We start from the raw sequence: 24,480 nt of genomic DNA on the forward strand, positions 1-24,480 counted from the left end.
GGGCGGGGGCGCCGTACCCGATCTCGGGCCACCGCCGTCGTCGCCCCGGTCGTGAACCGGGACCCATTCGACGTCCGGGCATCATCGAGGGGGTGCCGGACGGCGCTCGTCGGGTGGCGCCGCAGCGGCGGCCCCGGGGCGTTGTCAGTGCCACCTGGCAGGATGACATGGACGTCAACGTCGGCATGGCCGGCACGGAGAGCGGGCGACGGGCCGCGACGGATGCGGAGGAGGGGGTACGGATGAGAGATCTCGACGTCGTCAGGTTCGCGGACCGGGGGCGGAGCGTGTCGGTGGAGCTGGAGGACGCGGCGGGCGGCGGACGCCACGCGGGCCGGCACGAGGCCGAGATCGTGATCGAGACCGGCTTCGTCGGCGCACGCCTGCCGGTGCACTTCACCGACGCCGACCTCGCGGACCTCACCGCGTTCATGGCCGCCCGCGCCGCCGCCGAGGAGGACGGCGCCCTGCCCGACGGCTCGGTCACCGACTGGCCCGAGGCGGGACGCAGCGCCTACCTGCGGCTGCGCGCGGCCGACCCGTTCGTGGTGGACGTCCGCGACCCGGTCCAGAGCGGGGTGACGGTGACGGTGCCGCTGAACCTGCGCGACGGCTGGGCCACGCGCGCCGCCTCCCACCTGGACCGACTGCGCGCCACCCTCACCGACGGCCCCTGACCCGGGCCTGAGAAGAGGAGCGGAGGCGTCGACTGGTCGGGCTGGGGGGGGGTGTCGCGGAAGTCCCGCACGGCGTCCACGGCACCCGGCACGCACTCCCGCCGCCCCGGGCGAAGCCCCGAGTACGCCCAGTGCGAGGGCCTTCGCCCCGCACGCCGGGAGCACGCACCGGACAGCGCGGGCACCGCACAGGACTTTCGCACCACCCCCTGGGTCCTCCCTTCCGGCCGGCCTCTCACCAGCGGACGGCGGTGAAGTCGACCGGTCGGGCCCGCAACAGCCGGGTGCGCTCGGCCAGGGCGCCCAGGCGGCGGGACATCTCGTCGGCGGGCATCCGGCGGCGGTCGCCGTGGCCGGGGAGGACCCACTCGAACCGGAGCCGTCCCGCCACCCTGGCCAGGGAGGCGGCCAACTCCTCGATGGAGTACCAGGTCACGCTGTCCGCGACTTCGAGATCACCGGTGGTGCGCGACCAGTAGAAGCTGTCCCCGCTGAAGCAGTACCGGCCATCGGCGAGGTAGAGCACGCTGCCCGCAGTGTGGCCGGGCAGCGGCTGGGCGGTGACCCCCTCGCCGATCTCCAGCGGTTCGAGGCCCCGGATCACCTCGTCCGCGTCGGGCGCCGCATCGAGGTCGCCCTCGTGGATCCACAGCCGGGCACCGAAGTGGTCCGCGTAGCGGCGGCCGTGTGCGGCGTGGTCGCGATGGGTGAGCAGCACGTCCGTGACCGGGCCCGATGCCGCGTAGCGCTCGGCGAGCGCAGGGCTCCAGCGCGGCGTGTCGATCATCATGGCCGTCCCCGAGGGCCGCAGCAATAGGTAGGAGTTGGCCCCCGCGGTGTGCCGCGAGTTGTGGCCGCACAGCAGCACGCCGCCGTCCAAGGCCATCGGGAAGGGGTCGCGCCGCCGGTCCGGTGGCCCGGAGGTGTGACGGATGGAGCGGGTGGGACAGGCGAACACGGCCGCGTACAAGTGCCGCGTCTCCGCCTCGTCGCGCGGCGGGCGCGGGATCCGTGACGCTCCGTCGGCCTCGCCGATCAGTTCGGGCGCGAGCTGTCGCGCGACATCGCAGTTGGAGCAACGGTCGTCCACGTACCAGCCGTCCACGGCAGGTCTCCGTTCCGGGGCGAACGGCCCCGATCGGGGCCGTCCCTCAGGGATACCCCACCCCCCGCGGCAACGGCCAGGCCCTGCCGATCTTGTACTTTCGCCCCGGTGCGCTCTCACGGCGACACGCGTCCACGGGACACGGTGCGGGTTCACAGGGCGGACGGCCGGCGGAGGCGGGGGAGGGGCGCAGGGCAGAGCCGGGGTCTCGCGTGCTGCCTCCACGACCCCGGCGGGCCCTGATCCCGCCGTCGGCCGGCCTGCGATCGCGAGCGCCTGTCCACCTCACCCTGCGGTTTTCCGCAGGGTGAGGTGGACGGCCACCCGCATACCGCCGCTGAGCTGCGCTTTCCACCATGGAAGGGCAACGGGGCACACCGCCCCGCAGGACCTGAACCCGACCTTCCAGGAAGGCCGCAGCATGCATCCCTTCATCACTCTGGCGCTGTCCCGGCAGCCCGCGGACGGCTTCGCGGGCTGGGCCGCCGGACTCGTCGACACCATGGGCGGGCCCGGGGCCGGCCTGGCCATCGCCCTGGAGAACCTCTTCCCGCCGCTGCCCAGCGAGGTCATCCTGCCGCTGACGGGCTTCGCCGCCGGACAGGGCGTGCTCAGCCTCGTATCGGCCCTGTTCTGGACCACGTCCGGTTCGGTGGCGGGCGCGCTCGCCCTGTACTGGATCGGCATGCTCTTCGGCCGCGACCGCATGCACGCGATCTGGGCGAGGCTCCCGCTGGTGAAGGCCTCCGACCTGGAGCGCACCGAGCAGTGGTTCGCCCGGCACGGCACCAGGGCGGTCTTCCTCGGCCGGATGGTGCCCATCTTCCGCAGCCTGATCTCGGTACCGGCCGGCGTGGAGCGCATGCCGATGCCCGTGTTCCTGATGCTGACCGCCCTGGGCAGCCTGATCTGGAACGGCGTGCTCGTCCTGGCCGGCTACTGGCTCGGCGACCGGTGGGACGTGGTGGAGACCTATGTCGGCGTCCTGTCCAAGGCCGTCCTGGTGACGGTCCTGGTGGCGGTCGGGGCCTACCTGGCGGTCCGGCTGCGCGGCCGCGGCCGGACGCCCCGGCACCGCCGCACCCCGTGACCACCACCGCCCGGCTTGTGGCTGCCGCCCGGCTTGTGGCTGCCGCCCGGCCTGTGGCTGCCGCTCGGCCTGTGGCTGCCGCTCGGCTCGTGGCCGCTGCCCGGCCCGTGGCCGTCGCCCGGCCCGTGGCCGTCGCCCGGTACCTGACCACCCGGCGCACCCCGTGACCGCCGCCCACCCCCGCCCGGCCGGCCCGGGCCACCGTCCCACGCCCCGGGGACGATGTGAACGATCTTGTCCAGCCCGCAGTCCCCGACTAGGCTCGGACCCCGTGCCGGGGGACTCGACGATCAGCGAAACGGTTCGGCAGGAGGCCGCCCGGCGCCGCCCGTGGCCGCTGCGCGCCTGCGGGGTACTGCTCGGCTGCGCCACCGCCCTGCTGGAGCTGGCCTGGTTCCTCGTCCCGGGCGCGGCCCTCGGGCCCTTCCTCCTGTGGCCCCGCACCCGCCCGGACGCCCTCGGCCTCCTGCTCGGCGGCGCCCGCCGGCTGGCGGCCCTGGAGCGCGGCCGCCGCTCCGCCTTCTTCGGGGACCCCTTCCCCGCGCACTACGAGGCCTCCGGCCCCAAGATCCTGCGCTACCTGGCCGTCCGCTGCTACGCCGGCCTGCTGTGCGCGACGGTCCTCGGACTGCTCGGCTTCGGCGCGGCGCTGGCCGTGCTGCTCGTCGCGGGCGCCGTACGGGGCGGCCTGGGCTGGTCCGAGCTGCTGACGCAGGTCCTGCTGGGCGGCGTACTGCTCTTCCTCGGCCTCCAGGGCCTGCGCTCCCTGGTCGTGCTCGACGCGCGGATCGCCCGCGCGTGCTTCGGACCCTCCGAGCACGAGCTGCTCCGGGCCCGCATCGAGGAACTGGCCGGCAGCCGGGCCGCGGTGCTACGGGCCGTGGACTCCGAGCGGCGCCGCATCGAACGGGACCTGCACGACGGGGTCCAGCAGCGGCTGGTGGCCCTGGCGATGCTGCTGGGCCGGGCCCGCCGAAGCCGCGAGCGGGACCCGGAGCGGGCGGACGCCCTGCTGCTCCAGGCGCACCGGGAGTCCCAGGACGTCCTGACCGAACTGCGCGAGGTGGCCTGGCGGGTGTACCCGTCCGCCCTGGACAGCCTGGGCCTGGAGGAGGCGCTGGCCGGGGTGGCCGAGCGGTGCGCGATCCCGCTGCGCACCGAGTTCGACGCGGCCGGTCCGCTGCCGGGACCGGTGCGCACCGCCGCGTACTTCGTGGTCTGCGAGGCCGTGACGAACGCCGCCAAGCACTCCGGCGCCTCCGCCGTCTCGGTGCGGGTGGCCCGGCGCGGACCGGTCCTGACCGTACGGGTCGAGGACGACGGCTCGGGCGGCGCGGACCCGTCGGGCACCGGGCTGTCGGGCCTGCTCAGCCGGGTGGCGGCCCTCGACGGACTGCTGCGCGTCGAAAGCCCCGCGGGGGGACCCACCACCGTCACCGCGGAGCTGCCGTGCGCGTGATCCTGGCCGAGGACTCGACCCTGCTGCGGGAGGGCCTCGTACGCCTCCTCGTCGAGGAGGGCCACGAGGTCCTCGCCGCGCTCCCCGACGCGGTCTCGCTGGTCGAGGAGACGGCGGCGCGGCGGCCGGACATCGTCGTCGCGGACATCCGGATGCCCCCGACCCACACCGACGAGGGCCTGCGCGCCGCGGTGGAGATCCGCGAGCGCCTGCCGGAGGTGGGGGTCCTGGTGCTGTCGCAGCACGTCGAGCGAAGTTACGCCGCCCGGCTGCTGGCGGCGAACGCGGAGCGGGTGGGGTACCTGCTCAAGGACCGGGTGGCGCAGGTGGAGGAGTTCCTCGACGCACTGGAACGGATCCACGCGGGCGGGGCGGTGATCGACCCGGAGGTGGTGCGGCAGCTGGTCGTCCGCAGCACGCACGGCGATCCCCTGGCCCGGCTCACCCCGCGCGAGCGCACGGTGCTGGAGGCCCTGGCCCAGGGGCTGACCAACACGGCCATCGCGAAGGAGCTGCACATCTCGGTGAGCGCGGTGGAGAAGAACCTCAACACCGTCTTCGACAAACTGGAACTGCCCCACACCACGGACCGCAACCGCCGGGTCCTGGCGGTACTGCGCTACCTGGAGCACTGACGGCCCGCGCACCCCCGCAAGGACGCGCCCGAACATCGGACGTCGACTTCCCGCTGGTGCGCCCTGTGCGCCACGGGCGCCGCGTGCGCCCCGTGCGTCCCGGGCGTACGGTCGGATCATGGCGGCCGGCTACGACGTGGTGATCGTGGGCGGCGGGGCTGCCGGATGCGTGCTGGCGGCGCGGCTGAGCGAGGATTCGTCGACGCGGGTGCTCCTGCTGGAGGCCGGGCCGGACTACGCGGAGCTGCCCGCCGCGCTGCGCGACGGCTCCGGACCGCACACGGCCTCGCACGACTGGGGCCTGTCCAGCGAGCCCGGCCCGGCCGGCCGGGCCATCGCCCTGCCGCGGGGGAAGGTGATCGGAGGCTCCTCGACCACGAACGCGGCCTTCGCCCTGCGCGGTTCGCCGTACGACTTCGACGCCTGGGCGGAGCGCGGCAATCCCGGCTGGGGCTGGGACGACGTGCTGCCCCGGTTCGTCGCGGTGGAGACCGACCTGGACTTCGGCCGCGAGCCGTACCACGGCGGCCACGGCCCGGTTCCCGTCCGCCGGTACACGGGCGGGGAGCGCAGCGACATCGCCTCCGCCGGGCAGGCGGCGATCACGTCCACGGGCGTGCCGGCGATCGCCGACCACAACGCCCCGGGCGCCGTGGGGGTGGGCCCGCTCCCGGTCAACGAGGTCGGCGGGGAGCGCCTCGGCGCGGCCTCCACGTACCTGGCGGCGGCCCGGGCGCGGCGCAACCTCACCGTGCGCGGCGGGGCGCACGCCGCCTCGGTGCTCCTCCACCGCGGGCGCGCGACCGGAGTGCGGCTGGCGGACGGGGAGGACGTGCACGGCGATCGCGTGATCGTATCGGCCGGCACCTACGCCAGCCCGGCGATCCTCCTGCGGTCGGGGCTCGGCCCAGCCGACGAACTGCGCCCGCTGGGCATCGAGCCGGTGCTGGACCTGCCCGGCGTCGGACGCAACCTCGCCGACCACCCCGCGGTCTCGATCGACGTCGCCTACACGGGGGCGGGGCGTCCCCGGCGCGCCTTCCAGCTCGTCGCCACCCTGCACAGCGCGCGGACCGGCGAACACCGCGGGCCGCCGGACCTCCAGCTGATCGTCGGCGGCCCGTTCGACGACCCGGCCTCCCCGAGCGGCGCCACGTTCTTCGTCGGCGCCGCCCTGCTCACCCCGCGCTCGCGGGGCCGGCTCCGGCTGCGCTCACCGGACCCGCTCGCGGCACCACGCGTCGACCTGGGCTACTTCTCGCACCCCGCCGACCTGCCGCGGCTGGCGGAGGGGGTACGCCGCGCCTGGCGGGTGGCGCGGGCGGAACCGCTCGGCCCCCTCTCGGCGGGCGTGACGAGCGCGCCGGACGACGACGGCGACGAGGCGACCGAACGCTTCGTCCGCACCCACGTGTGGACCTACCACCACCCGGTCGGCACCTGCGCCATGGGCCCCGCCCCGGCAGCCGGGGCGGTCGTCGACCCGGCCGGCCGGGTGCACGGAGTGCAGCACCTCTGGGTGGCCGACGCGTCGATCATGCCGAACGTGCCGTCGGCGAACACCCACCTCCCCACCCTGATGCTCGCCGAACACCTCGCGGCAACGCTACGGGGCGAACCACCGCCGCCCACCGGCCCCGTCCGAGGCGGCGGCTAGCGTCGGCGGCGCACGGTTGCGCCATGCCGTCGGGAAGCACCGGGCAGCGGACGGCTCCTGCCCGGGCGACGGGACCCGGGCAGCCGGCGCCGCTCCCCTCCGGAGCCGGCCGGTACGGCCCGGGAGGTCGTCCTCCTCCATCCCCGGGCCGGGCGGACGGACACCGAAGACGGCTCGATCGGCGGCCCGCTGCCGTGACCGGCCTCGTCTTCCCCGCCGGCACGGACCTGTCGCAGATCCTGGGGTGCCCGCCGGTCCGCGAGGACGGCCAGTACGCGGCCAACACCGGCCTCCACCGGCGCGGCGCGGCCGTGACGGCAGCCGCCCCCACGGCCGGGGAACCGCCCGGCCCGCACACCGCGGACGGCCCGGCGCGCGCCGCGCCGGAGGACGCAGAGCCCGACCGCCCGTGCGGCGCGCACCCGCTCAGGCACCGCCGATGCGGTCGAGCAACGCACGGGCCTGGCCGGTGCGGACGTTGTCCGGGCCGAAGGCGGCCAGACAGGCGTCGTGGGCGGCCACGGCCCGCGAACGGGCCTCGGAGCCGCGGCCCAGCGCGAGGAGCGCAGAGGCAGCGGCCAGATCCACGGCCCCGGTTTCCGGGCCGCGCTGCTCCGGGGGCAGGCCGCGGTAGACCTCGCCGGCGCGCTCCGCCGCGGCCAGGGCCTCCTCGTGGCGACCCTGGGCATGGAGGCTGAGGGCCAGGGAGAGCAGCACGATCAGGGTGGGCTGGTCCGGCTCGCGAGGGGCGGCGAGGAAGTCGCGGGCCAGCCCCTCGACCGCCGGGTGGTCCCCCAGCGCGTTGAGGGCCGCGATCCGCCCGTTGAGGGCGGCCATCACGATGAACGGCGTTTCCGGTGTCGCGTTGCGGGACGCGGTCCGCATGACGTCCACGCACTCCGCCTCGCACGCGTCGTGCCGGCCGAGCAGGTTCAGGGCCTGCGCGCGGTCGGTGCGCAGCTTCAGGGTCATCGGGTGTTCCGCGCCGAAGATCCTGCCGAAGTCCGGCAGGAGGGCCTCGAACGTGGCGAGCGCCTCGGCGTGGTGCCCCTGGGCGATCGCCGCCAGTCCGGCTATGCCCAGCGCCAGCGGCCCGAACGGGTCGTCGTGCAGCGGCGCCCGGGCCGCGGCCACGGAGCGGGCCTCGGCCTCGGCCTCGGCATAGTGCCCCGCCTGGTACAGCGCCGTGGCCCGCGCCGGCGGGTATGCCGCCGTCGGACCGGCTTCGCCTTCACCGTGCGACCGAGAGAGTGTCATGCCCCGAGCATATGAAGGCCGGGCACGCCCGTACGGAGAACGCGGAAAAGAGAGGAGGAAGGCCGGCACCCGGCCCGGGCGCAGAGGAAATCCGGTTGCCGGCACGCGCCGCGTCGGACAGCCTCCCCCTCATGACCACACGCAAGGGCGGGCGGCCCTCTGGCCGTTGACCGGCACACGGTGGACGCGCGACGGGTTCACCCCCGCGCATCCCACCCTCTTCCACCACGCACGGACCCTCCGCCACCGCTACGGCCCCGGCCCATGGCCCGCCGCCGGCGATCCGCTCCCCGACACCCACCCGCCCGACACCGACCACGGCCACGGCTCCGGCACCAGCCACGGCACCGGCCCCCGCCTCGGCACCGGCCCCCGCCTCGGCATCGGCAGCGGCACCGGCACCGGGGGCCCCCGCCTCGGCACCGGCACCCGCCTCGGCACCGGCACCGGCACCCGCCTCGGCACCGGCACCGGCACCCGCCTCGGCACCGGCACCGGCCCCCGCCTCGGCACCGGCCTTGACAGCGGCACCGGCCTCCGTTTCGTCGGCGGCGGTGCGGACGCACTGCTCCGACCCGCCCCGGACCACCACGGCACGGCCCCGCCCACCGGCGCCGAACTCGCCGGCCACCTCGCACACCTGCTGCCGACCGCCGCCGCCCCCGGTCTCGGCGGCGCCGCGTTCAGGCGCCTCCACGCGCTCCTCGCCACGTGCTCGCCGATCGACCTCGCCGACGACCTCAGCGCCGAGGTCCGCCGCCGCGGGCTGCCGTCCGACGGCCTGCGCCTGCTGGGCCGGCAACTGGCCGGCACGGTACCCACCGGGCCCCCGTCAAGATCGGCCTCGTGCTCCTGGGCCTGGGCGGCGACACCCGTGACCGGGACCTGCTGCTCCTCCTCGGCAGCCTCGACGAGTTGACCCTCTACGCGGCCGTCGCGCTCCACCGCTACCAGCCCGACGGTGACCGGGCAGTCCACACCCTCGCCCGACAGGTGGCCGGCTGCGGGCGCATCCTGGCCGCCATGGCCGAGGGCCAAGGGGGACCCGCACCCGGCCTGGCCGACTACGCACACGCCGTACCCGTGCTGCGCCGCTACGCGGACCTGGTCCCGACCCGGGCGCCCACCATCGCCGCTCTCCGCGACCTGATCGGCATCACCCTGTTCTTCCGCCGCCCACCCGGGAAACCGCCCTGGCAACCCGTCGACATCGCGTACCTGACGGCCCGCTACGAGGCCCTGCTGCACGAACCCCACTGGCGCACCCTCGTCCTCGACCACCTGGCCGACCCCCACCGCCCCGACTTCCACCTCGCCCTGCACCCCGCCGACGTCCTGGACATCGACCCGACGGCCCCACTCCTGGCACGTCTGGAGACCGGACCGTCCCTCCTCGACCCGGCCTGGTCCCGTGCCCTGCGCGGCGCCGACCGCCGGCACGCCGCCCACATCCTCGACCTGGCCGAACGACGTCTCACCACCACTCCCCGCCCCGAACGCGACCACGCCCTCCTCGTCTTCGCCCACCTCCTGCGGGGCCATCCCGCACACGGCTGGCCCCTGCTGCGGTCCGCACTCACCGACAGCACCGCCGAGGCCCGCCGCACCGCCCTGACCACCCTCGCCGCCTGGCCCGCCCACACCCTCACGCCCGAGGCCGCCGACCTCCTGCACCCCGCCGACACGCCTCGGCGGGACGAAGCGCAGGGATGAGCCGACGGCACGGCGGGCCGTGGCCGCCCCGCAGGCCCCCTCAGCCGTGCCGACGACGCAGGAACACGAAGGCCGCAGCCGCCGCCGCGAGTGCCCCCGGTGGGCTTCAGGGTCCGCGGCCTCGGGAACGCCTTGGACGCGCTCCGGTGTCCCCGTCATCACCGTCACGGTTGCGGAGGTCTTGTGAATTCCCGGAGTCCTGGTCGCCTCGGCGACGGTCCCGCGGCCGCGCCGCCTCCGGGCCGTCCTGCGGCCGTCGGGTCCGGCGCGGGCGCTGCCGCGCACCGCCGCCCCGTACGCCGCCCGCGACGAGGAGACGCAGTCGGCGGTCACCGGCGGAGCGCCGCCGGACCTGGTGGAAGTCGCCGCTGCGGTGGCGTCGGCGGGCACCCGACCGGCCTCCCCCGGAGTCGCGTCCCGTACGAGGGCGGGCCGCCGGTGGCGGCCGGACCAGTCCCCTCGGCAGCCGGGTGCCAGGGTGGTGCAGACCCCCTGATGCCTGGTCATTTGCCCACTCCGGCATGGCGCTTGCCATACGCACGCCCTATTGGACGGGGCAGTTCCGCTGGATAGCATGCGCCCGAATACAAGATCACCCGTGCATGACGCCAGGCATGAGAAGGCCTTCCCGACGGCAGTCGTGCGGGCCCGCGAGCGCGTCGGCACGACGGCTGAAAGGCGATTGCGAGTGAGGCGTGACCCCGGGCTCGTGGTGCCCCCCATCTACACCCCCATCCCCACGGCCATCCACCCGCGCCACGCGGCGGTCGAAGCGCACGTCACCACGTGGGCCGAGTCCTTCCAGGTGGGCTCCCCCGCGCTGCGCGCACGGCTCCTGCGCCACAGCATCGGCACCTTCGCCGCCCGCATCCTGCCCGACGGGCGCGAGGAAGTGGTGGAGCTCGTGGCCGACTTCGTCCTGTGGCTCTTCGCCGTGGACGACGGGATGTGCGAGGAGGGCGCCCTGGGCCGAAGACCGGGGGAGCTGGCGGCCGCACTCCACCGCCTGCTGCGCGTGGCGCAGAACCCGGAGACCCCCATGCTGGGCGACGACCCCCTCGCGGAGGCACTGCGCGACCTCCGGCTCCGCGTCTCGCGGTACGGCACCGCCGGCCAGGCCGCCGCCTGGTGCAACGCCCTGCGCGAGTACTTCTTCTCCGTCGTCTGGGAGGCGTCCCACCGCAGGGAGGAAACCGTACCCAGCCTGGACGACTACACCCTCATGCGCCTCTACGACGGCGCGACCACCGTGGTCTTCCCGCTCATCGAGATGGGCCACGGCTACGAACTGCCGACGCACGAGCGGGACCAGCCGTCCGTCCGGGCGGCGGGCGAGATGGCCTCCTTCGTCATCACCTGGGACAACGACATCCTCTCCCACCACAAGGAGAGCAGGGGCGACGGCTACTACCTCAACGTCCTGCGGGTGCTCCAGCACGAGCGCGGCCTGACGCCCGCCCAGGCCCTGGACGCCGCGATCGACCAGCGCGACCGCGTCACGGACCTCTTCATGCGCCTGCGCGAGGACCTCCAGGCCTCGGCGAGCCCCCAGCTGCGCCGGTACCTCCAGGGGCTGGGCAGCTTCATCCGGGGCTCCCAGGACTGGGGCGTGTCCTCGCACCGCTACACCACCCCCGAGGACCCCGCCAGCCTCCCCACCCACTTCCGCGACACTCCCAGCACCGACGACCGCGAGCCCCTGGAGATCCCCCCGGTCTCCTGGTGGTGGGACATGCCGCCCAGAACGCTCGAAGGCATGCCGCGCCCCCGCACACGGGCCACCTCCCTGCTCGCGCCCACGCCCTGAAGAAAGGATTCACCAAAGATCGAGCTCGTGGTCGCGGTCGCGGTCGTGGTCACGGCCGCCCGGGCCCTGGACCCGAGGTCAGGCGCACCGGGCGCGGGCGAGCGTACGGTGCCACCCCCCGGCGGTATCGAGCAGCAGCGCGTCGGCGTGGTGACGGGCGATCAGCTGGAGGCCGACGGGCTCGCCGTCCGGTGTGCGGCCGGCGGGCAGGGTGATCGCCGGATGGCCGGAGAGGTTGAAGGCCCAGGTGAGTGCGACGCTCATGTGCGTCCCGGGGCCGTCGTGGCCGTGCGGCGGCCGGGGTGTCGTGGGGGTGGCGAGGAGATCGGTCTCCTCGAAGGCGTCCCTCAGGACCTGCGCGTTGCCCCGGGCCAGGGCTTCGGCGCCCCCGTCTCTTGTCCCGGCGCGCAGGGCGGTCCAGGCCGGAGCCGGATCGCGTAGCTCCACCGGATGCCCGACGAGGCGGCACAGTCCGGCTCGGGCGATCCGGTGCACGGCGTGCAGAGCGCAGGCCGCGACGTCCGGGGCGGTCTCCGCGTAGCCCAGGGTGGGGGTCCAGGAGACCCGGAGCGTCCGCGCCGCCGGCGCCGGGGAGTGGGCGGGGACGACCGCGCGGAGGTAGGCCGCGGCGTCGGCCGGGTCGCGGGTGATCACGCCGGGACTGTTGAGTCCGGCCCGGTCGCGGGCGGGCAGCAGCCCGTTGGTGGGCTTGAAGCCGATGACGCCGCACCATGCGGCGGGGATGCGTACGGATCCCGCTCCGTCGGAGCCGGTGGCCAGAGGCACCAGACCCGCTCCGACCGCGGCCGCGGAACCGGCGGACGAGCCGCCCGGGGACCAGTCGGGGTTCAGCGGGTTGAGGGTGGGCCCGCGATCGGTGGAACCGTAGGTCTGCCAGCCCGTGCCGCGCCGCGGCACGGAGGTCGCGCCGATCGGCACGCACCCCGCGGCGACCAGGCGCCGGTTCTGCGCTGAGCGGGCGCCCTCGCTCGCCTTGACGGCGATCGGGACGCCGGCCAGCGGCAGCACCACCCCACGGGCCACTTCCGCGTCGACCTCCGCCGCCCGGGCCCGGGCGGCATCCGCCCACAGGGCGGTGAAGGCACGGAGCGCACCGTCACGTTCGACGCCGACGGCCAGCGCGGTGTCCACCACCTCGCGGGCCGTGACCGTGCCGCGGCTGACCAGGCCGGCGATCTCGACGGCGGAGAGCGAGGAGTACAGGTGAACGTCGAGCATGGCAGACCTCCTGGTCCCGGGTGCCGTGTCAGCGTGCGGTCCCTCGTCGCCGCCTGGCGCCGGTTCCACTGGAGAACGTCGGGTCGGTGGAGGTCAGGTCGCAGCTGGCCGCCCACAGGCGTGCTGCGGTCGGGGTGTCGGTCAGATGGTTCCAGAGGGGTTCGGTCCTCGGCGCACCGCGCAGCCCGAACGCCCGGGGAGCCAGCATCCGGCCGCCGCGCACGCCCGGGTCGAGCACGGCCCGGACAGCGGGCCAGGCGGCGCTGTCCTTGCCCTGGACGACGAGGCGGAGCGGCAGGCGGCTCAGCCGTGTGCCGGTGGTGCGGACGTGGAACGGCGGGCGCGAGGGGGTGAGGGAGTCGAGTGCGCCGCCGGGGTGGACGAGCACGCTGAGCGTCGTGCTGCCGACGGCCCGCAGACGGCGGTCGAGTTCGAGGGCGAAGAGCATCTGGGCGAGCTTGGAGCGGGCATAGGCGCGTTTGGGCCGGTAGTCGTGCGTGCTCTGGAGGTCGTCGGGGTCCAGGCGTTCGGACTTGGCGGCGAAGCTGCCGGTGGTGACGATCCGGCTCCCCGGGGTCGCCGCGAGCAGGGGGGCCAGGTGGTGGGTCAGGGCGAAGTGCCCCAGGTGGTTGGTCGCGAACATCAGCTCGTGGCCGTCGCGGGTTTCGCGGCGCGGCGGGTGGTCGAGCGCCACGCCGGCGTTGTGGACGACCGCGTCGAGGCGGTCCAGCCCGAGCGCGTCCACGGATGCCCCGAGCGACGCGTGATCGGCCAGGTCCAGCGGTACGTGCCTCACGTCCGCGCCGGGGACGCGCGACACGATGGAGGCGATCGCCGCACCGGCCTTCGCCCCGTCGCGGCTGCCGAGGACGACCGTGGCCCCCGTTCCGGCGAGCTGCTCGGCGACGAAGTACCCGATGCCCGCGTTGCCGCCGGTGACCAGGAAGGCCCTCCCTTCGGCGCGGGGCAGCCGGTGGACGTCCCACGGCGGGGTCTGGGGTACGGGGGGTGCGGACGGCACGAGGGGCTCCCGGAAGGTCGGAGTGGTCTGGAAGGGTGGGCGGACCCGCACGGTTCACGGCCGGCCCTGACCTGTTCCCAGGCTCTCGGAGGCCACCCACAGCGCGCCGACGGGCCACTTTCCGCGCCGACATCCGACCGACAGCGCCGACGGCGGCCCGCCTCCTCGTACCGAGGAACGCGCACGGCACCTCAGCCGCGTCGCCGAGCCGGGCCCGCCCGCGACCCCGCCGCCGATCCCGGCGCCCGGCCGCCCGCGGTCCCTCACTGGATCAGGTCGGTGTGCGGGTGGCCTCCGTTCGCCGGGCAGGCGTACAGCTGGAGGTGATTGGCGTCCAGCACCGTGACCTCGGGCGGATTGGACCGGCTGTCGTCGGATGCGCCCGGGACCCGGTCCTCGTACGGGGTCCAACTCGTGCTGCTGCGGTTCCATTCGGACGAGGCGATGGTCAGCAGCGGCGTCATCGCCGTACCGCAGGCCACGCAGAACCGCGGCACGGGGTCGGTGAGCCCCCACGGGGCCCAGCCGCCGATCTTCCAGCCGGGGGCGTGGGACAGCGCGTCGTCATAGAGCGCCTCGGGGTAGGCATCGTCGACCACGACGCCCGCCGCCCGCCAGGGCGCGGGGTCCGTGAGCTGCCGCTTCAATTCCTTCGGGAGTTCAAGGAAATCGGGGTACTCGGTGACCTGCTCCGGAGCGAGCACGCACGGCTCGGGCACGTAGAGGTCCTCGTCCGCGTCGAACGGCTCGGGCGGCGCGGCCGGCACGTCGGTGACGTCCGCGGCGGTGCTCCAGAACAACTCGATCGGAATGCTTGAGTCCGGATCGTGCTCCGAAGGGCACCACAGGACCTGCAGCACGTCGCTCCGCCCGGGTGGCCGCAGCAGGGGTATGTCCCGCGCGTACAGCTGGGCCACGGGCACCAGGGGGTGGGGCCGTTCATGCCCGATGCGGCAGTGCGGCCAGGGTTGCCGTGCGGGCCACAGCAGGGGCCCGCCGATCGAGCTGTCGTGCACGGTGGGAGAGCCGGGACGCGGATGCAACCGGACCGCTGGGCGGGCCAGCGGGGCCAGCGCGGGGAAGACCGCGGCGACGTCGACCGGCCGCGGCGGGGTGGTACGTGTGCCGTTCATGGTGACGATCTTGCCAACACGCTCTGACAACGGGGCCCCACCCGAGGGGACGAGCCGGCCGCGGGAGGACAGCCCTGGGTGCCGCTGTCCTGGGTTGCCGGGGGCGGATCCTGCAGCCCCGGGTGCCGCCGTCCCGGGCGGCCGGGGCGCCGGGGCGCGGAGCGGCGGGCCAGCGGTCCGATAATCCGTAGGGGCGGGGGCGGACCCCGGGGCACAATGCCCGCGATGACCTTCACCGCCGGCGAGCTGCTCGCCGCCCTCGAGCCCCTGTCCCATGCCGACCGGCTCCGGCACACCGCCCTCACCGCCCACCGGCTCGCCCGCAAGGGGGAACTGCGGCCCCTGCTCGACGCCCTGGACGCGCTCGGCCCGTACGAGCGCCGCCTCGCCGCGCTCGCCGCCCTGGCCGGCGGGGAGGCCGGCCACCTGGGAGCCCGGCTCGCCGACCCCGATCCCGTGGTGCGCCGGTATGCCGTGCGGGCGGCCCGGCGGCTGCCCGTGCCGGACGCCGCCGTCGAAGCCGCGCACGACGACGCCCCCGCCGTGGTCCGCGCCGATCTGGCCCGGCTGCTGCGCGACGGGCGCCGGGCCGGGCTCGCCGAGCGGCTGGTGCCCCGGGTGCGCACCGAGTACGGGGACCGGGACGCGGCCCGCCTGCTGGCGGGCTGCTCGCCGGAGTTCACCGCCCGGCTGCTGCCCGAGCTCGCCGGGGCGCTCGCCCCCGAGGGCTGGAACACCCTGGCCGTCCGCCACCCCGCCGCCGTCCTCGACCAGGCGGAACGCGAACTGGGCGACCTCCCCGAGCGGTTGCGCGACCGCTGGTGGAAGCACCACGCCACCGGCATCGCCGCCGCCCTGCCGGCCGCGCCCGGCCGCGTGCTCGACCTGCTGGAGCGGCACGGACCCGGCTCCCTGCCCGGCCCGGTGCACGACCGGCTGGGCGACCTCGTGGCGGTGGACGCCGAACGCGTCGCCCACTGGCTCGCCGACCCCGCCCGGACGCACGGGAGGTGGGAGCGGCTGCCCGGACGGGCCGTCCTGGAGCGGCTGGCGGCGGCCGACCCGCCGTCCCTGCCCGGTCTCGCGTCGCGCTGGTTCCACCGGGGCGCCTTCCCCGCGCTGCTGCGGTCACTGCCCCCGTCCCGCCGGGCCGCCTTCCTGGACGCCGTCCTCGCCGCCCGGGCTCCGCGCGCCGGGCTCCGCGCGAACGAGGGGCTGCTCGCCCTGCTGCCCGCCGACGAGCGGCACGCCCGGGCCCGCGCCGCGCTCGCGGAGCGCCGCGCCGGAAGCGGTGCCGCCCGGGAGGTCTGGGGCATGCTCTCCCTGCTGCCGCCCGCCGAGGCCCGCCCCGGGCTGCTGGCGGCCCTCGCCACCGGTGACGCCGACGACCGGGGGTCCCTCTGGACCTGGCTCGCCCTGAACGCGGGCCGCACCCGCGTGCCGGGGGAGGTCGCGGAGGTCCTCCTGCTGGCCGCCGGCCGGCTGGCCAACGAGCGCGATCCGGTACGCCAGGAGGCCCTCGACGCCTTCGCGGACCTGCGCCCGTCCCTGCTCCTGGCCGCCCTCCACGAGGCCCTGCCCACCGCCGGCGCCGGGGAGCGGACGGAGCGGACCGGGGCCGCCCTCCTGGAACGGCTGTGCCGGGACGCCCTGCGGGCCCGGGACTGCTCACCGGCGACCCGGCGCACGGTCCGGAAGCTGACCCTGAACCTGCTCGCGGCCTCCGCCGAACCGACCGGGGCCGACCCGGCCGACGGCTCCGGCGCCGCGCGGACCGCCGTACGCATCGTGGAGGCGCTGACCGCGCACACCGGCGCGGTGGACCTCGGCAGCCTGGGCGACGGGCTTCCCGTACGGGGGATCCGCGCGCTGCTCGGCGTCCTCGGCCCGTGGCTCGACCGGGCCGCCGGCCAGGGGGACTTCACACCCCTGCTCGCGCTCACCGCCTCCTGCGGGCACCGCGCCCACCGGGTCCCCGAACTCCAGGACCGCCTCGAACGGTCCCTGCGCATCTGCCCGGACGGGGTGTTCGGGAAGCTCGCGGCGGCCTGGCTGGCCGCCCCCGCGACCCGGCGCGCGCGGGTGGCCGTACTGCTGGAGCGGGAGCCCTCCGCGGCCTTCGTGCCGGAGGTCCTGGCCGTCCTCGCCGCCGAGCGCACCGACCTGCTGGACCTGGCGCTGACCGGTGGTCCGTCCCCGGACGGACGCTTCCCGGCGGCCGGGGCCGCCCGCCCGCTGCCGCCCTTCCGCCACGCCGACCGGTGGCTGCCCCGGCAGCAGCGGGCGGCCGTCCGGCTGGCCGCCGCCGTGCTCGCCGATCCGGGCCGGGGGCTCGACGAACGGGCCGCGCTGCTCCGCGCGGTGGCCCCCGTACCGGAGTACGGGCGGGAACTGCTCCGGCGGTACGCCCCCACCGGGGCGGCCGGGGCACGGCCGGACGAGGGCGAAGGGAGCGCCGCCGAAACGGTGCTGGGCGCGGCGGCCCTGGACGCGGCCGCCCGTACGGACGACCCGGCCCCGGCCCTGGAGGCCCTGCTCGCCCTCGCCGGGGACGACCGGGCCTCGGCCGCTTGGAGCGCGGCGGGACGCGCCGCCGCGCACGCCCGGCCCACCCGGGTCGCCGCCCTGCTCCGGGACGTCCTGACCCGCGAGAGCGGGGTGAAGGTCACCGTGCGGAAGGCGGCCGCCCGGCTCGCCGTGCACCACCTGTCCCCGGGCGCCGCCACGGCGCTCCTGAGCCGGGTGGGCGGCACCCCGGGCGTCCATCCGGACGTGCTGGCCACGGTCGTCGGCCTGGCCCCGGGGCTCCTGCCGGCCGAGGAGATGTGGGCGCTGCTGGAATGGGCGGCCGCCGACGGACCGGAGGCGGCCCGGTCCGCGCTCCTGGCCCCGGGACCGGCGGACCTGGCCCCGGCCCACCGGGCCCGGTACGGGGAGCTCGTCGCCCGGCTGCCCTTCGTCGCGGAGGATCCGACGGCGGGACGCGCCCTGTCCGTCCTGGGCGACTGGGCGCGGTACACGCCCGCGGCCGGTGCGGCGCTGGCGGAGGTCTACACCGACCTCTCCTCGCCCCGCAGCGCCACGCGGGCGGGCTACGCGCTGAGGAGCCTGGCCGGGTCCGGGCTGCCCCACCCCACGGGCGGCGTGGAGCCCGGCAGCCTGCTGCACGGGGTCGTGGACCGGCTCCTGGACCTCGTCGCGGCCGGTGAACCGGAGGGCGGAGGGCCCGGCCGGGACCTGCCGGCCCGCCGCCGCCTGGAGGGGCTCATCGGTCCACGGGTCGGCGACCCGCGCACGTGCGCCGCCCTGGCCCGCAGGCTGGAGGGCGTACCGGCGCTGGCCCCCACCCGTACCTCGCTCCTCGTCGGGGCGGTGGACCTGACGCAGGACGGGCCCGGACTGCGGCGCGCACTGGACGAGTTGGCCCGCGCGGTGCGGGGCCGCCCGGTCCTCGCGGTACGGGCGGCCGAGAAGCTGGAGGAGGCGCACCGGTACGGCGACCCGCTGCCCGACCCCGCCCCGGCCCTCGACGCCGTCGGCCGGCTGGCGGACGGCGGCGGTCTCGCGGAGGGCCTCCTCGCGGTAGCCCTCGCCGGCGTCGTCGGGGCCCGCCAGCACTGGCCGGACGTCTGCCGCGCGGCCGTCGTGGCACTGCGCCGCCACCCGGACCTGGAGGTGCGGGAGACGGCGTACGCGACGGTCCTGGGCGGCAACTGAGCGGGGGCGCCGTCCGGTTCGCGATGGTCACGGTCCCGTCACAGAGATCGATTGAATGTGTTCAAAACCCTGGGCGGCGGGCCTACTCTGACCCCTCCGCAACAGGGGAGGGACCCGATGTCCGAGAACACCGCCGACCACGCCCAGGAGGCGGACCGGGGAGTACCCGCCCAGGCTCCGCCTCCGCCGCCCGCCCCCGGCCTGCCGGGACACGACCGGACGGCCTGGCTGCTGTACCAGCACCACCTGCGCCGGCGGCAGCTCCAGGAGGAGGCCGCCGCGAGGGCGGCGAACTCCACGTGGCGGCGGATCCGCCCGGCCGACGCCGCCCCGATCCGCACCGTCACCCTGGCCGCCGCGCTCGCCGCGGGCGTCGCCAGCGCCGTCCTCCTCGGGGACGGGGTGGGCCCCGGGCTGCTCCTCGCCGCGCTGCCCGCCATGGTGGCCGCGTACGCCTCGGCCCGCGCCGCCGGCCGCAAGGCCCGCCCCTGGAGCCTGGTGTGGGCGGCCGGGTGCGCGGCGCTGCTCGCGGTGCCGGCGCTGCGCGACTCCGCCTGGCCGTCCACGCTGGCGGTGCTGGCCGCCGTGCCCCTGGCCGCCCTGGCCCTGCACGGCACCCGCAGATGGCCCGGTGTCGTGCTCGGCCCGCTCGGCTTCCTCGACAGCGCCGTCAGCGGGGTCGGCTGGGCCTGGGCGGGCGTCCGGGCGCGCGGCGGCGGGACGGGCCGGGAACACTGGCTGCCCGTGGCCAAGGCGGCCGTGGTCGCGGCGGTCCTGCTGGTGCTGTTCGGAGGGCTGTTCGCCTCCGCCGACGCGGCCTTCGCCGACCTGCTGGGCGCTCTGATCCCCGACGTCTCCGTGGGGGAGGGGCCGCTGCGGATCCTGCTCTTCCTGGCCGGCACCGTCCTCGCGCTCGCCGCCGCCCGCACGGCCGCGGCCCCGCACCGCTGGGACCGGATGGAGTCCCGTCCGGGCACGCCGCGTTCCCGGGTGGAGTGGAGCCTGCCCCTGGTCCTGCTCGACCTCCTCTTCGCCGGCTTCAACGCCGTCCAGCTGGCCGTGCTGTTCGGCGGCTACGACGAGGTGCTGGAGAGCACCGGGCTCAGCCACGCCCAGTACGCGCGCCAGGGGTTCTGGCAGCTGCTGTGGGCCACCGTCCTCGTCCTCGCCGTCATCGCGCTCGCCCTGCGCTGGGCCCCCCGGGGCACGGCCGCCGACCGCCGCCTGGTCCGGGCGGTGCTGGGCACGCTGTGCCTGCTGACCCTGGTGGTGGTCGCCTCCGCCGTGCGCCGCATGGACCTGTACGTCGCCGCGTACGGACTGACCAGGCTGCGGCTGTCCGTGGTCACGACGGAACTGTGGCTGGGCCTGGTGATCGTGCTGCTGATGGCGGCCGGGGTGGCGGGCGGCCGCTGGCTGGCCCGCGCGGTGGTCGCGAGCGCGGCGGCGACCGTACTGGCCTTCGGGCTGGCCTCGCCCGACGGGATCATCGCGGAGGCGGGCGTCACCCGCTACCAGCGGGACGGCGAGATCGACCTGGCCTACCTGCGCGGACTGTCGGCGGACGCCGTCCCCGCCCTGGACCGGCTGCCCGAACCCCAGCGCTCCTGCGCCCTGCTGACCCTCCGCGACGACCTCCGCCGGGACGGCGGGGCCCCCTGGTACGCCACGAGCCTGGGCGAGCACCGCGCCCGGAAGATCCTGCGCGAACGCCCGCTCGCGGCCGACCTGAGCGAATGCGTGCGCCGCGACGCGTACACCGTCCGCCGTCCTTAGACGTCTGAGGCCGTCCGTTCCGGGACGTGGTGTCAGCGCGCGAACTTCTCGATGGCCTCCGGGGTCACGGGGGTGAAGAAGTTGACGAGGTTGCCGTCGGGGTCGCGGAGCAGGAGCGACCGGTTGCCCCAGGGCATCGTGGTGGGCTCCGTCACGAAGTCGGTGACGAAGCCGGTCAGGTCACGGTGCACGCGGTCCACGTCGTCGACGAGGAACTCGGTGATCACGCTGTGGTTGTCCGCCGGGCGGGCGGAGCCCGGGGCGAACAGCGGGACGGTGCGGGTGCCGGCGATCGCGAGGGTGGCGCCCGCGGTCCCGAGCTCGGCGAAGTCCTCGGTGGCCCACACCGCCCGGGCCCCCGTGGCCCGCTCGTAGAACGCGACGAGGCGCGCCACGTCGCCGGTGATGATGCGGATCGAGACGAAGTCCATGGGAATCTCCTGGGTCGTACGGGATGCGTGTTGCGTCGCAGACTAGGAGGAATAGCGGACAGAACCGGTCCGGTATCGGCACTAGGCTGCGGACATGTCCCGACCTACCGCCCGCGTCCTGACCCTCCTGGAGCTGCTGCAGTCGGGCGGCACCCGGACGGTGGCCGAACTCGCCGACCGGCTCGGCGTCGAGGGCCGCACCGTGCGCCGGTACGTGGACCAGCTGGTGACCGACCTCGACGTGCCCGTGGAATCGGTGCGCGGCCGCTACGGCGGATACCGGCTCGCCCCCGGCTACCGCCTGCCCCCGCTCATGCTCAGCGACGACGAGGCGCTGGCCGTGCTGCTCGGGCTGCTCGCCGGCCGCCGCACAGGGCTGACGACGACCGGGCGCACGGCGGGCGAGACGGCGTCGGCGAAGATCCGGCGGGTACTGCCCCGGCACCTCGCCCACCGGCTCGACACCCTCCTCGACGCCCTCGCCTTCACCGACCGGCCCGGCGACTTCGACCCCCCCGACTCCGGGGTCCTGCTCACCCTCGCCGACGCGGTGCGCCACCGCAGACCGGTCTCGATCCGCTACACCGACCGCGACGGACGGCGCAGCGAACGCACCCTGCACCCGGACGGGGTGGTCGCCCACGCGGGACGCTGGTACGTCACGGGCGAGGACGTCCGGATCGGCGAGGACCGGACCTTCCGGCTCGACCGCATCACGGACGCACGGACCCTGCCGGGCTCCTTCGAAGCGCCCGACGCCGCCGATCCGGCACGGCGCCTGCTGGAAGGGTTCGCCACGGCCGGCCACCGGCACGAGGTGACCCTGCGGATCCACGGGACGGTCGGGCAGATCCGCGCCCACCTCCCCGCCGCCGTCGCGCTCCTGCGGGAGTACCAACACGAACACGAACACGGGCACGGGCACGAGCCCGTCGCGGACGAGGACCGGGCGGCCGAGCGCTGGCTGCGCGTCGAACTGCGGGCCGAACGGCTCGACTGGCTGCCCCCGGTACTCGCCGCACTCGACCGGCCCTTCGTCATCGAGCGCCCCGAGGAACTGCGCGCCCTCGTCACCGCGTTCGCCGATCGCCTCACGTCCTACGCCCGCGCGGCCCGAGAGGGCGCCTCCTGAGCGGGTGCGCGATCCTCGCGGCACGCACGCACGGTGTGGTCAGGGCCCGTGGCCGCGTCCGTCCCGCGGGCCGAAGGCACCGAGGACCTCGGCGTCGGTCGCGCGGGCGTGCAGGAAGTGGTCGGCCCAGTCGGTGATGCCGGGGAAGGCCGACTCCCGGCCGAGCCGGGCGGCCGCGGCCCGCAGGTCGAAGCGCGTGGTCCGGAGGTCGACGCCCGGGCCCAGGAGCGCCCAGTGCGCTCCGGCCCGCCCGTAGGGCATGCCGACGCTGCCGGGGTTGACCACCAGGCGGCCGTGGGCGAGGCGGACGAACGGCATGTGGGTATGGCCGCAGACGACGGTGCGTATGTCGGCGTCGAGTCCGTCGAAGACCTCCTCCCAGCGGTCGAGCCGGGAGTCGACCAGGACGATCTCCTCGTCGTCACGGGGCGTGGCGTGGCAGAAGAGCACCTCTCCCAGGCCGTCCACGGACAGGGTCCGTGACCGCGGCAGCGAGCCGAGCAGGTCGAGATGGTCCTCGCGGAGCTGCGAGGCGGCCCAGGGACCGATCGGGTCGGGGATGGTCTCGCGCTGCCCCCGGCGGTATTCGAGGAGCTCGCGGTCGGCGTTGCCGCTGATCCAGACGACGCGTTCGCCGAGGCCGGTCAGCAGGTCGAGGACCTGCGCCGGCTGCGGGCCGGCGGTGATGTCGCCGGTGAGCACGATGCGGTCGGCGGCGCCGACCTCGGGTTCGGCGAGCACCGCCTCCAGGGCGGGCAGGACTCCGTGGATGTCGGACAGGACGGCGACTCGGTTCAGCATGGGCACCACTGTGGGACGAGGACGGCCGAGCGGTGTGCTCTTTCGCGCTGCGCGAAGTTCCGGCTGCGCGTGGTTCCGGCTGTCCGGGCTTCCGGCTGCGCGTGGTTCCGGCTGTCCGGGCTTCCGGCTGTCCGGGCGGAGGGCCCGGGCGCGGCCGGGACGGCCTTCCGCCCCGGGCCGTCCACCGTGTGGTGCGGCCGGTCCTGCCGAGCGAGCCCCCGCCGGGGAGACCGCGGACCGTCCGGAGTCGGCGGCGGCTGTTACGGTCCGGCCATGACGCGCCCCGACCCCCTGCTCACCGTCCTGCGCCGGAATCCTGATCTGGCGGGGCCGGCCGCGGGAACCTTCGATTTCGACCTCGACCGGGCCGAGCACGGGGAGGAGGTCCGCCTGGCGAGCGGAGCGCCGCTGAGGGCCGTGGCGGGCGACGACACCGGCGGGACCTACTTCGTGTGCGGGGACGGGGCCGTGCTGTACGCGAGCTCCGAGGGCGAGGCGGGCCTCATCGGGGCCGGCATGGACGAAGCTCTGGAGATCCTCTTCGGTCTGCCGGGCTGGCGCGACCACGTCGATCTCGACCCCGCGGCCGATGACGAGGCGCTGGAGGCGGTGTTCGACGCGACCGAAGACGAGATCCGGAACTCCTACGGCCCCGAGCTGGACGCCGAGCGCAGCAGGCTGCTCGACGGGCTGGGCCTGCGCCGGCTCCCCAGGCGGGAGCTGCTGCACAGGCTCCAGGACTCCCTGGCGCGGACCGAGCCGGAGTTCCTGCTGCTGAACGCCGACGAGGGCTGCGCCCACGCGTCGCTGGACCGTCTCCGGCGCCCGCCGCTGTGGCAGGCGGTACTCGCTCCCGGCCGGGACGATCTGGCCCGGATGCGGACTGACCGCGACGGCTGGGAGGCGATCGCGGGCGATCCGGTACGGCGGGCCACCGTCCTGCGCGCAGCCCAGTACGACCGGCAGCCGGGAGACCTCCCGCTCCTGCGCACGCTCCTGCGGCAGGAGGCCCGCCGCGGCCCCACCGGGGAACTCCGCCTCGCCGCGGTCCTGGTCGCCCTGCACGGAAAGCCGGAGGACCACGCCCTGCTGCGGTCCCTGCGGAAGGCGGACCCCGATGTCCACTTCCTGCTCGGCGGGCTCCCCGAGGCCGCCGAAGGCCTGACCCGGTGGGCGGCCGACTTCGACGAGTCGCACTACGGCCGGGATCCCCACGACGAACACGACCTCGCCTGGACGGCGCTGGCCCGCCGCCAGGGGCGGACCGAACTGGCCCGCGCCGCGCTCATACGCATCCTGGACGACGCGGGCCCGCGCGACGAGGCCCTGCTCGGGTCCTTGGTGCACGAGCTGGGAGCCCTCGGAGACCTCGGGCAGGCGATCCGGGCGCGCCGCCTGCACGTGTCCCTGCAGGACGACGCCGGCAGGCGCGGCGCGGCCCTGGTCGACCTCGCCTCCCTGCAGCGCCGCCACGGCGAGGTGGAGGCGGCCCTGCAGTCCCTCGACCGGGCGGTCGCGGTCCTCGACGGCCCGCCGCCCCCGCCGCCCGCCGGTCAGCCGGAGCTCGGCCTCGAGCTGCCGCAACCGTCCTGTCGGACCGCGACGTGGCGCGGGCTCGGCCTGGGGGTGAAGGTCACCGAGGAGTACTTCCTCGTCGCACGGGACGCCGTGCCGCTCGGTCTGCACGAGGTGGCCCGGGCGTCACTGCGCTCGGGGACGGTCGTGCTCGACGGCCTCGCGCACGTCCCCGAGCCCCTGCGCCGGGCCGCGGAGGCGGCGGCGCAGGCCCGTCTCGCTCCGTGAAAGGCGGTGGTGGACCGGTACGCCGCT

19 protein-coding genes are annotated in these 24,480 nt (G+C 75.9%); 12 read left to right on the forward strand and 7 right to left on the reverse strand.

Features of this window, described 5'->3' with window-relative positions; translation table 11 throughout:
* Positions 1-242 precede the first annotated feature (242 nt).
* Positions 243-677: a DUF5959 family protein gene (locus AB0469_RS31285; protein WP_366454828.1), complete on the forward strand. Its 435-nt coding sequence runs from the start codon at positions 243-245 to the stop codon at positions 675-677.
* A gap of 235 nt (positions 678-912) precedes the next feature.
* Here the strand turns inward: AB0469_RS31285 and AB0469_RS31290 are convergent, their stop codons facing one another.
* Positions 913-1,782, reverse strand: coding sequence for an MBL fold metallo-hydrolase (locus AB0469_RS31290; protein ID WP_366454829.1), 870 nt, complete (start codon positions 1,780-1,782; stop codon positions 913-915).
* Between the two features lie 421 nt (positions 1,783-2,203).
* Between AB0469_RS31290 and AB0469_RS31295 the strand changes: the two genes are divergently transcribed.
* The 4 genes from AB0469_RS31295 (at position 2,204) to AB0469_RS31310 (ending at position 6,623) form a co-directional block, all read left to right on the forward strand.
* Positions 2,204-2,872: a DedA family protein gene (locus AB0469_RS31295; RefSeq protein ID WP_366454830.1), complete on the forward strand. Its 669-nt coding sequence runs from the start codon at positions 2,204-2,206 to the stop codon at positions 2,870-2,872.
* 337 nt (positions 2,873-3,209) lie between these two features.
* Positions 3,210-4,331 carry a histidine kinase gene (locus AB0469_RS31300; protein ID WP_366454869.1) on the forward strand — a complete coding sequence of 374 codons (1,122 nt, stop codon included), beginning with the start codon at positions 3,210-3,212 and terminating at the stop codon, positions 4,329-4,331.
* Positions 4,322-4,966, forward strand: coding sequence for a response regulator transcription factor (locus AB0469_RS31305; protein ID WP_366454831.1), 645 nt, complete (start codon positions 4,322-4,324; stop codon positions 4,964-4,966). The genes AB0469_RS31300 and AB0469_RS31305 overlap by 10 nt, the downstream gene beginning before the upstream one ends.
* 118 nt (positions 4,967-5,084) lie before the next feature.
* Positions 5,085-6,623, forward strand: a complete 1,539-nt coding sequence (locus tag AB0469_RS31310; protein ID WP_366454832.1) for a GMC oxidoreductase — start codon at positions 5,085-5,087, stop codon at positions 6,621-6,623.
* A 426-nt stretch (positions 6,624-7,049) separates the two neighbouring features.
* Here AB0469_RS31310 and AB0469_RS31315 read toward each other — a convergent pair whose 3' ends face one another.
* On the reverse strand, positions 7,050-7,880 hold the full coding sequence (locus AB0469_RS31315) for a tetratricopeptide repeat protein (protein WP_366454833.1): 831 nt from the start codon (positions 7,878-7,880) through the stop codon (positions 7,050-7,052).
* A gap of 166 nt (positions 7,881-8,046) precedes the next feature.
* On the opposite strand from AB0469_RS31315, the gene AB0469_RS31320 reads away from it, so the two are divergent.
* From AB0469_RS31320 to AB0469_RS31330, 3 genes are all read left to right on the forward strand, one after another.
* Positions 8,047-8,799 (forward strand): hypothetical protein, encoded by a 753-nt coding sequence (locus AB0469_RS31320; RefSeq protein ID WP_366454834.1) that lies wholly within the window; start codon positions 8,047-8,049, stop codon positions 8,797-8,799.
* Positions 8,727-9,593, forward strand: a complete 867-nt coding sequence (locus AB0469_RS31325; protein WP_366454835.1) for a hypothetical protein — start codon at positions 8,727-8,729, stop codon at positions 9,591-9,593. The genes AB0469_RS31320 and AB0469_RS31325 overlap by 73 nt, the downstream gene beginning before the upstream one ends.
* Before the next feature lie 688 nt (positions 9,594-10,281).
* Positions 10,282-11,400, forward strand: a complete 1,119-nt coding sequence (locus AB0469_RS31330; protein ID WP_366454836.1) for a selina-4(15),7(11)-diene synthase — start codon at positions 10,282-10,284, stop codon at positions 11,398-11,400.
* Positions 11,401-11,478: 78 nt separating this feature from the next.
* Here AB0469_RS31330 and AB0469_RS31335 read toward each other — a convergent pair whose 3' ends face one another.
* From AB0469_RS31335 to AB0469_RS31345, 3 genes are all read right to left on the reverse strand, one after another.
* Entirely contained in the window at positions 11,479-12,639 is a 1,161-nt protein-coding gene (locus AB0469_RS31335; RefSeq protein ID WP_366454837.1) for an amidase, read from the reverse strand.
* A 28-nt stretch (positions 12,640-12,667) separates the two neighbouring features.
* Positions 12,668-13,660 carry an SDR family NAD(P)-dependent oxidoreductase gene (locus AB0469_RS31340; protein WP_366454838.1) on the reverse strand — a complete coding sequence of 331 codons (993 nt, stop codon included), beginning with the start codon at positions 13,658-13,660 and terminating at the stop codon, positions 12,668-12,670.
* A gap of 263 nt (positions 13,661-13,923) precedes the next feature.
* The gene (locus tag AB0469_RS31345; protein WP_366454839.1) at positions 13,924-14,793 is read right to left on the reverse strand and encodes a hypothetical protein; all 870 of its coding nucleotides are present in this window, start codon (positions 14,791-14,793) and stop codon (positions 13,924-13,926) included.
* A 225-nt stretch (positions 14,794-15,018) separates the two neighbouring features.
* Here AB0469_RS31345 and AB0469_RS31350 point away from each other — a divergent pair, with 225 nt between their 5' ends.
* The gene (locus AB0469_RS31350) at positions 15,019-18,510 is read left to right on the forward strand and encodes a hypothetical protein (protein ID WP_366454840.1); all 3,492 of its coding nucleotides are present in this window, start codon (positions 15,019-15,021) and stop codon (positions 18,508-18,510) included.
* Positions 18,511-18,627: 117 nt separating this feature from the next.
* Positions 18,628-20,286 carry a DUF4173 domain-containing protein gene (locus AB0469_RS31355; RefSeq protein WP_366454841.1) on the forward strand — a complete coding sequence of 553 codons (1,659 nt, stop codon included), beginning with the start codon at positions 18,628-18,630 and terminating at the stop codon, positions 20,284-20,286.
* A gap of 32 nt (positions 20,287-20,318) precedes the next feature.
* Here AB0469_RS31355 and AB0469_RS31360 read toward each other — a convergent pair whose 3' ends face one another.
* Positions 20,319-20,717 carry a VOC family protein gene (locus AB0469_RS31360; RefSeq protein ID WP_366454842.1) on the reverse strand — a complete coding sequence of 133 codons (399 nt, stop codon included), beginning with the start codon at positions 20,715-20,717 and terminating at the stop codon, positions 20,319-20,321.
* A gap of 94 nt (positions 20,718-20,811) precedes the next feature.
* Between AB0469_RS31360 and AB0469_RS31365 the strand changes: the two genes are divergently transcribed.
* Positions 20,812-21,849: a WYL domain-containing protein gene (locus AB0469_RS31365; RefSeq protein ID WP_366454843.1), complete on the forward strand. Its 1,038-nt coding sequence runs from the start codon at positions 20,812-20,814 to the stop codon at positions 21,847-21,849.
* A 39-nt stretch (positions 21,850-21,888) separates the two neighbouring features.
* Here the strand turns inward: AB0469_RS31365 and AB0469_RS31370 are convergent, their stop codons facing one another.
* Positions 21,889-22,650, reverse strand: a complete 762-nt coding sequence (locus tag AB0469_RS31370) for a metallophosphoesterase family protein (protein ID WP_366454844.1) — start codon at positions 22,648-22,650, stop codon at positions 21,889-21,891.
* A gap of 273 nt (positions 22,651-22,923) precedes the next feature.
* Here AB0469_RS31370 and AB0469_RS31375 point away from each other — a divergent pair, with 273 nt between their 5' ends.
* Entirely contained in the window at positions 22,924-24,453 is a 1,530-nt protein-coding gene (locus tag AB0469_RS31375) for a hypothetical protein (protein WP_366454845.1), read from the forward strand.
* Positions 24,454-24,480 lie beyond the last annotated feature (27 nt).

Origin of the sequence: Streptomyces sp. NPDC093801, assembly GCF_040701585.1 — a bacterium.
In the GTDB taxonomy this organism is placed as follows: Bacteria; Actinomycetota; Actinomycetes; order Streptomycetales; family Streptomycetaceae; genus Streptomyces.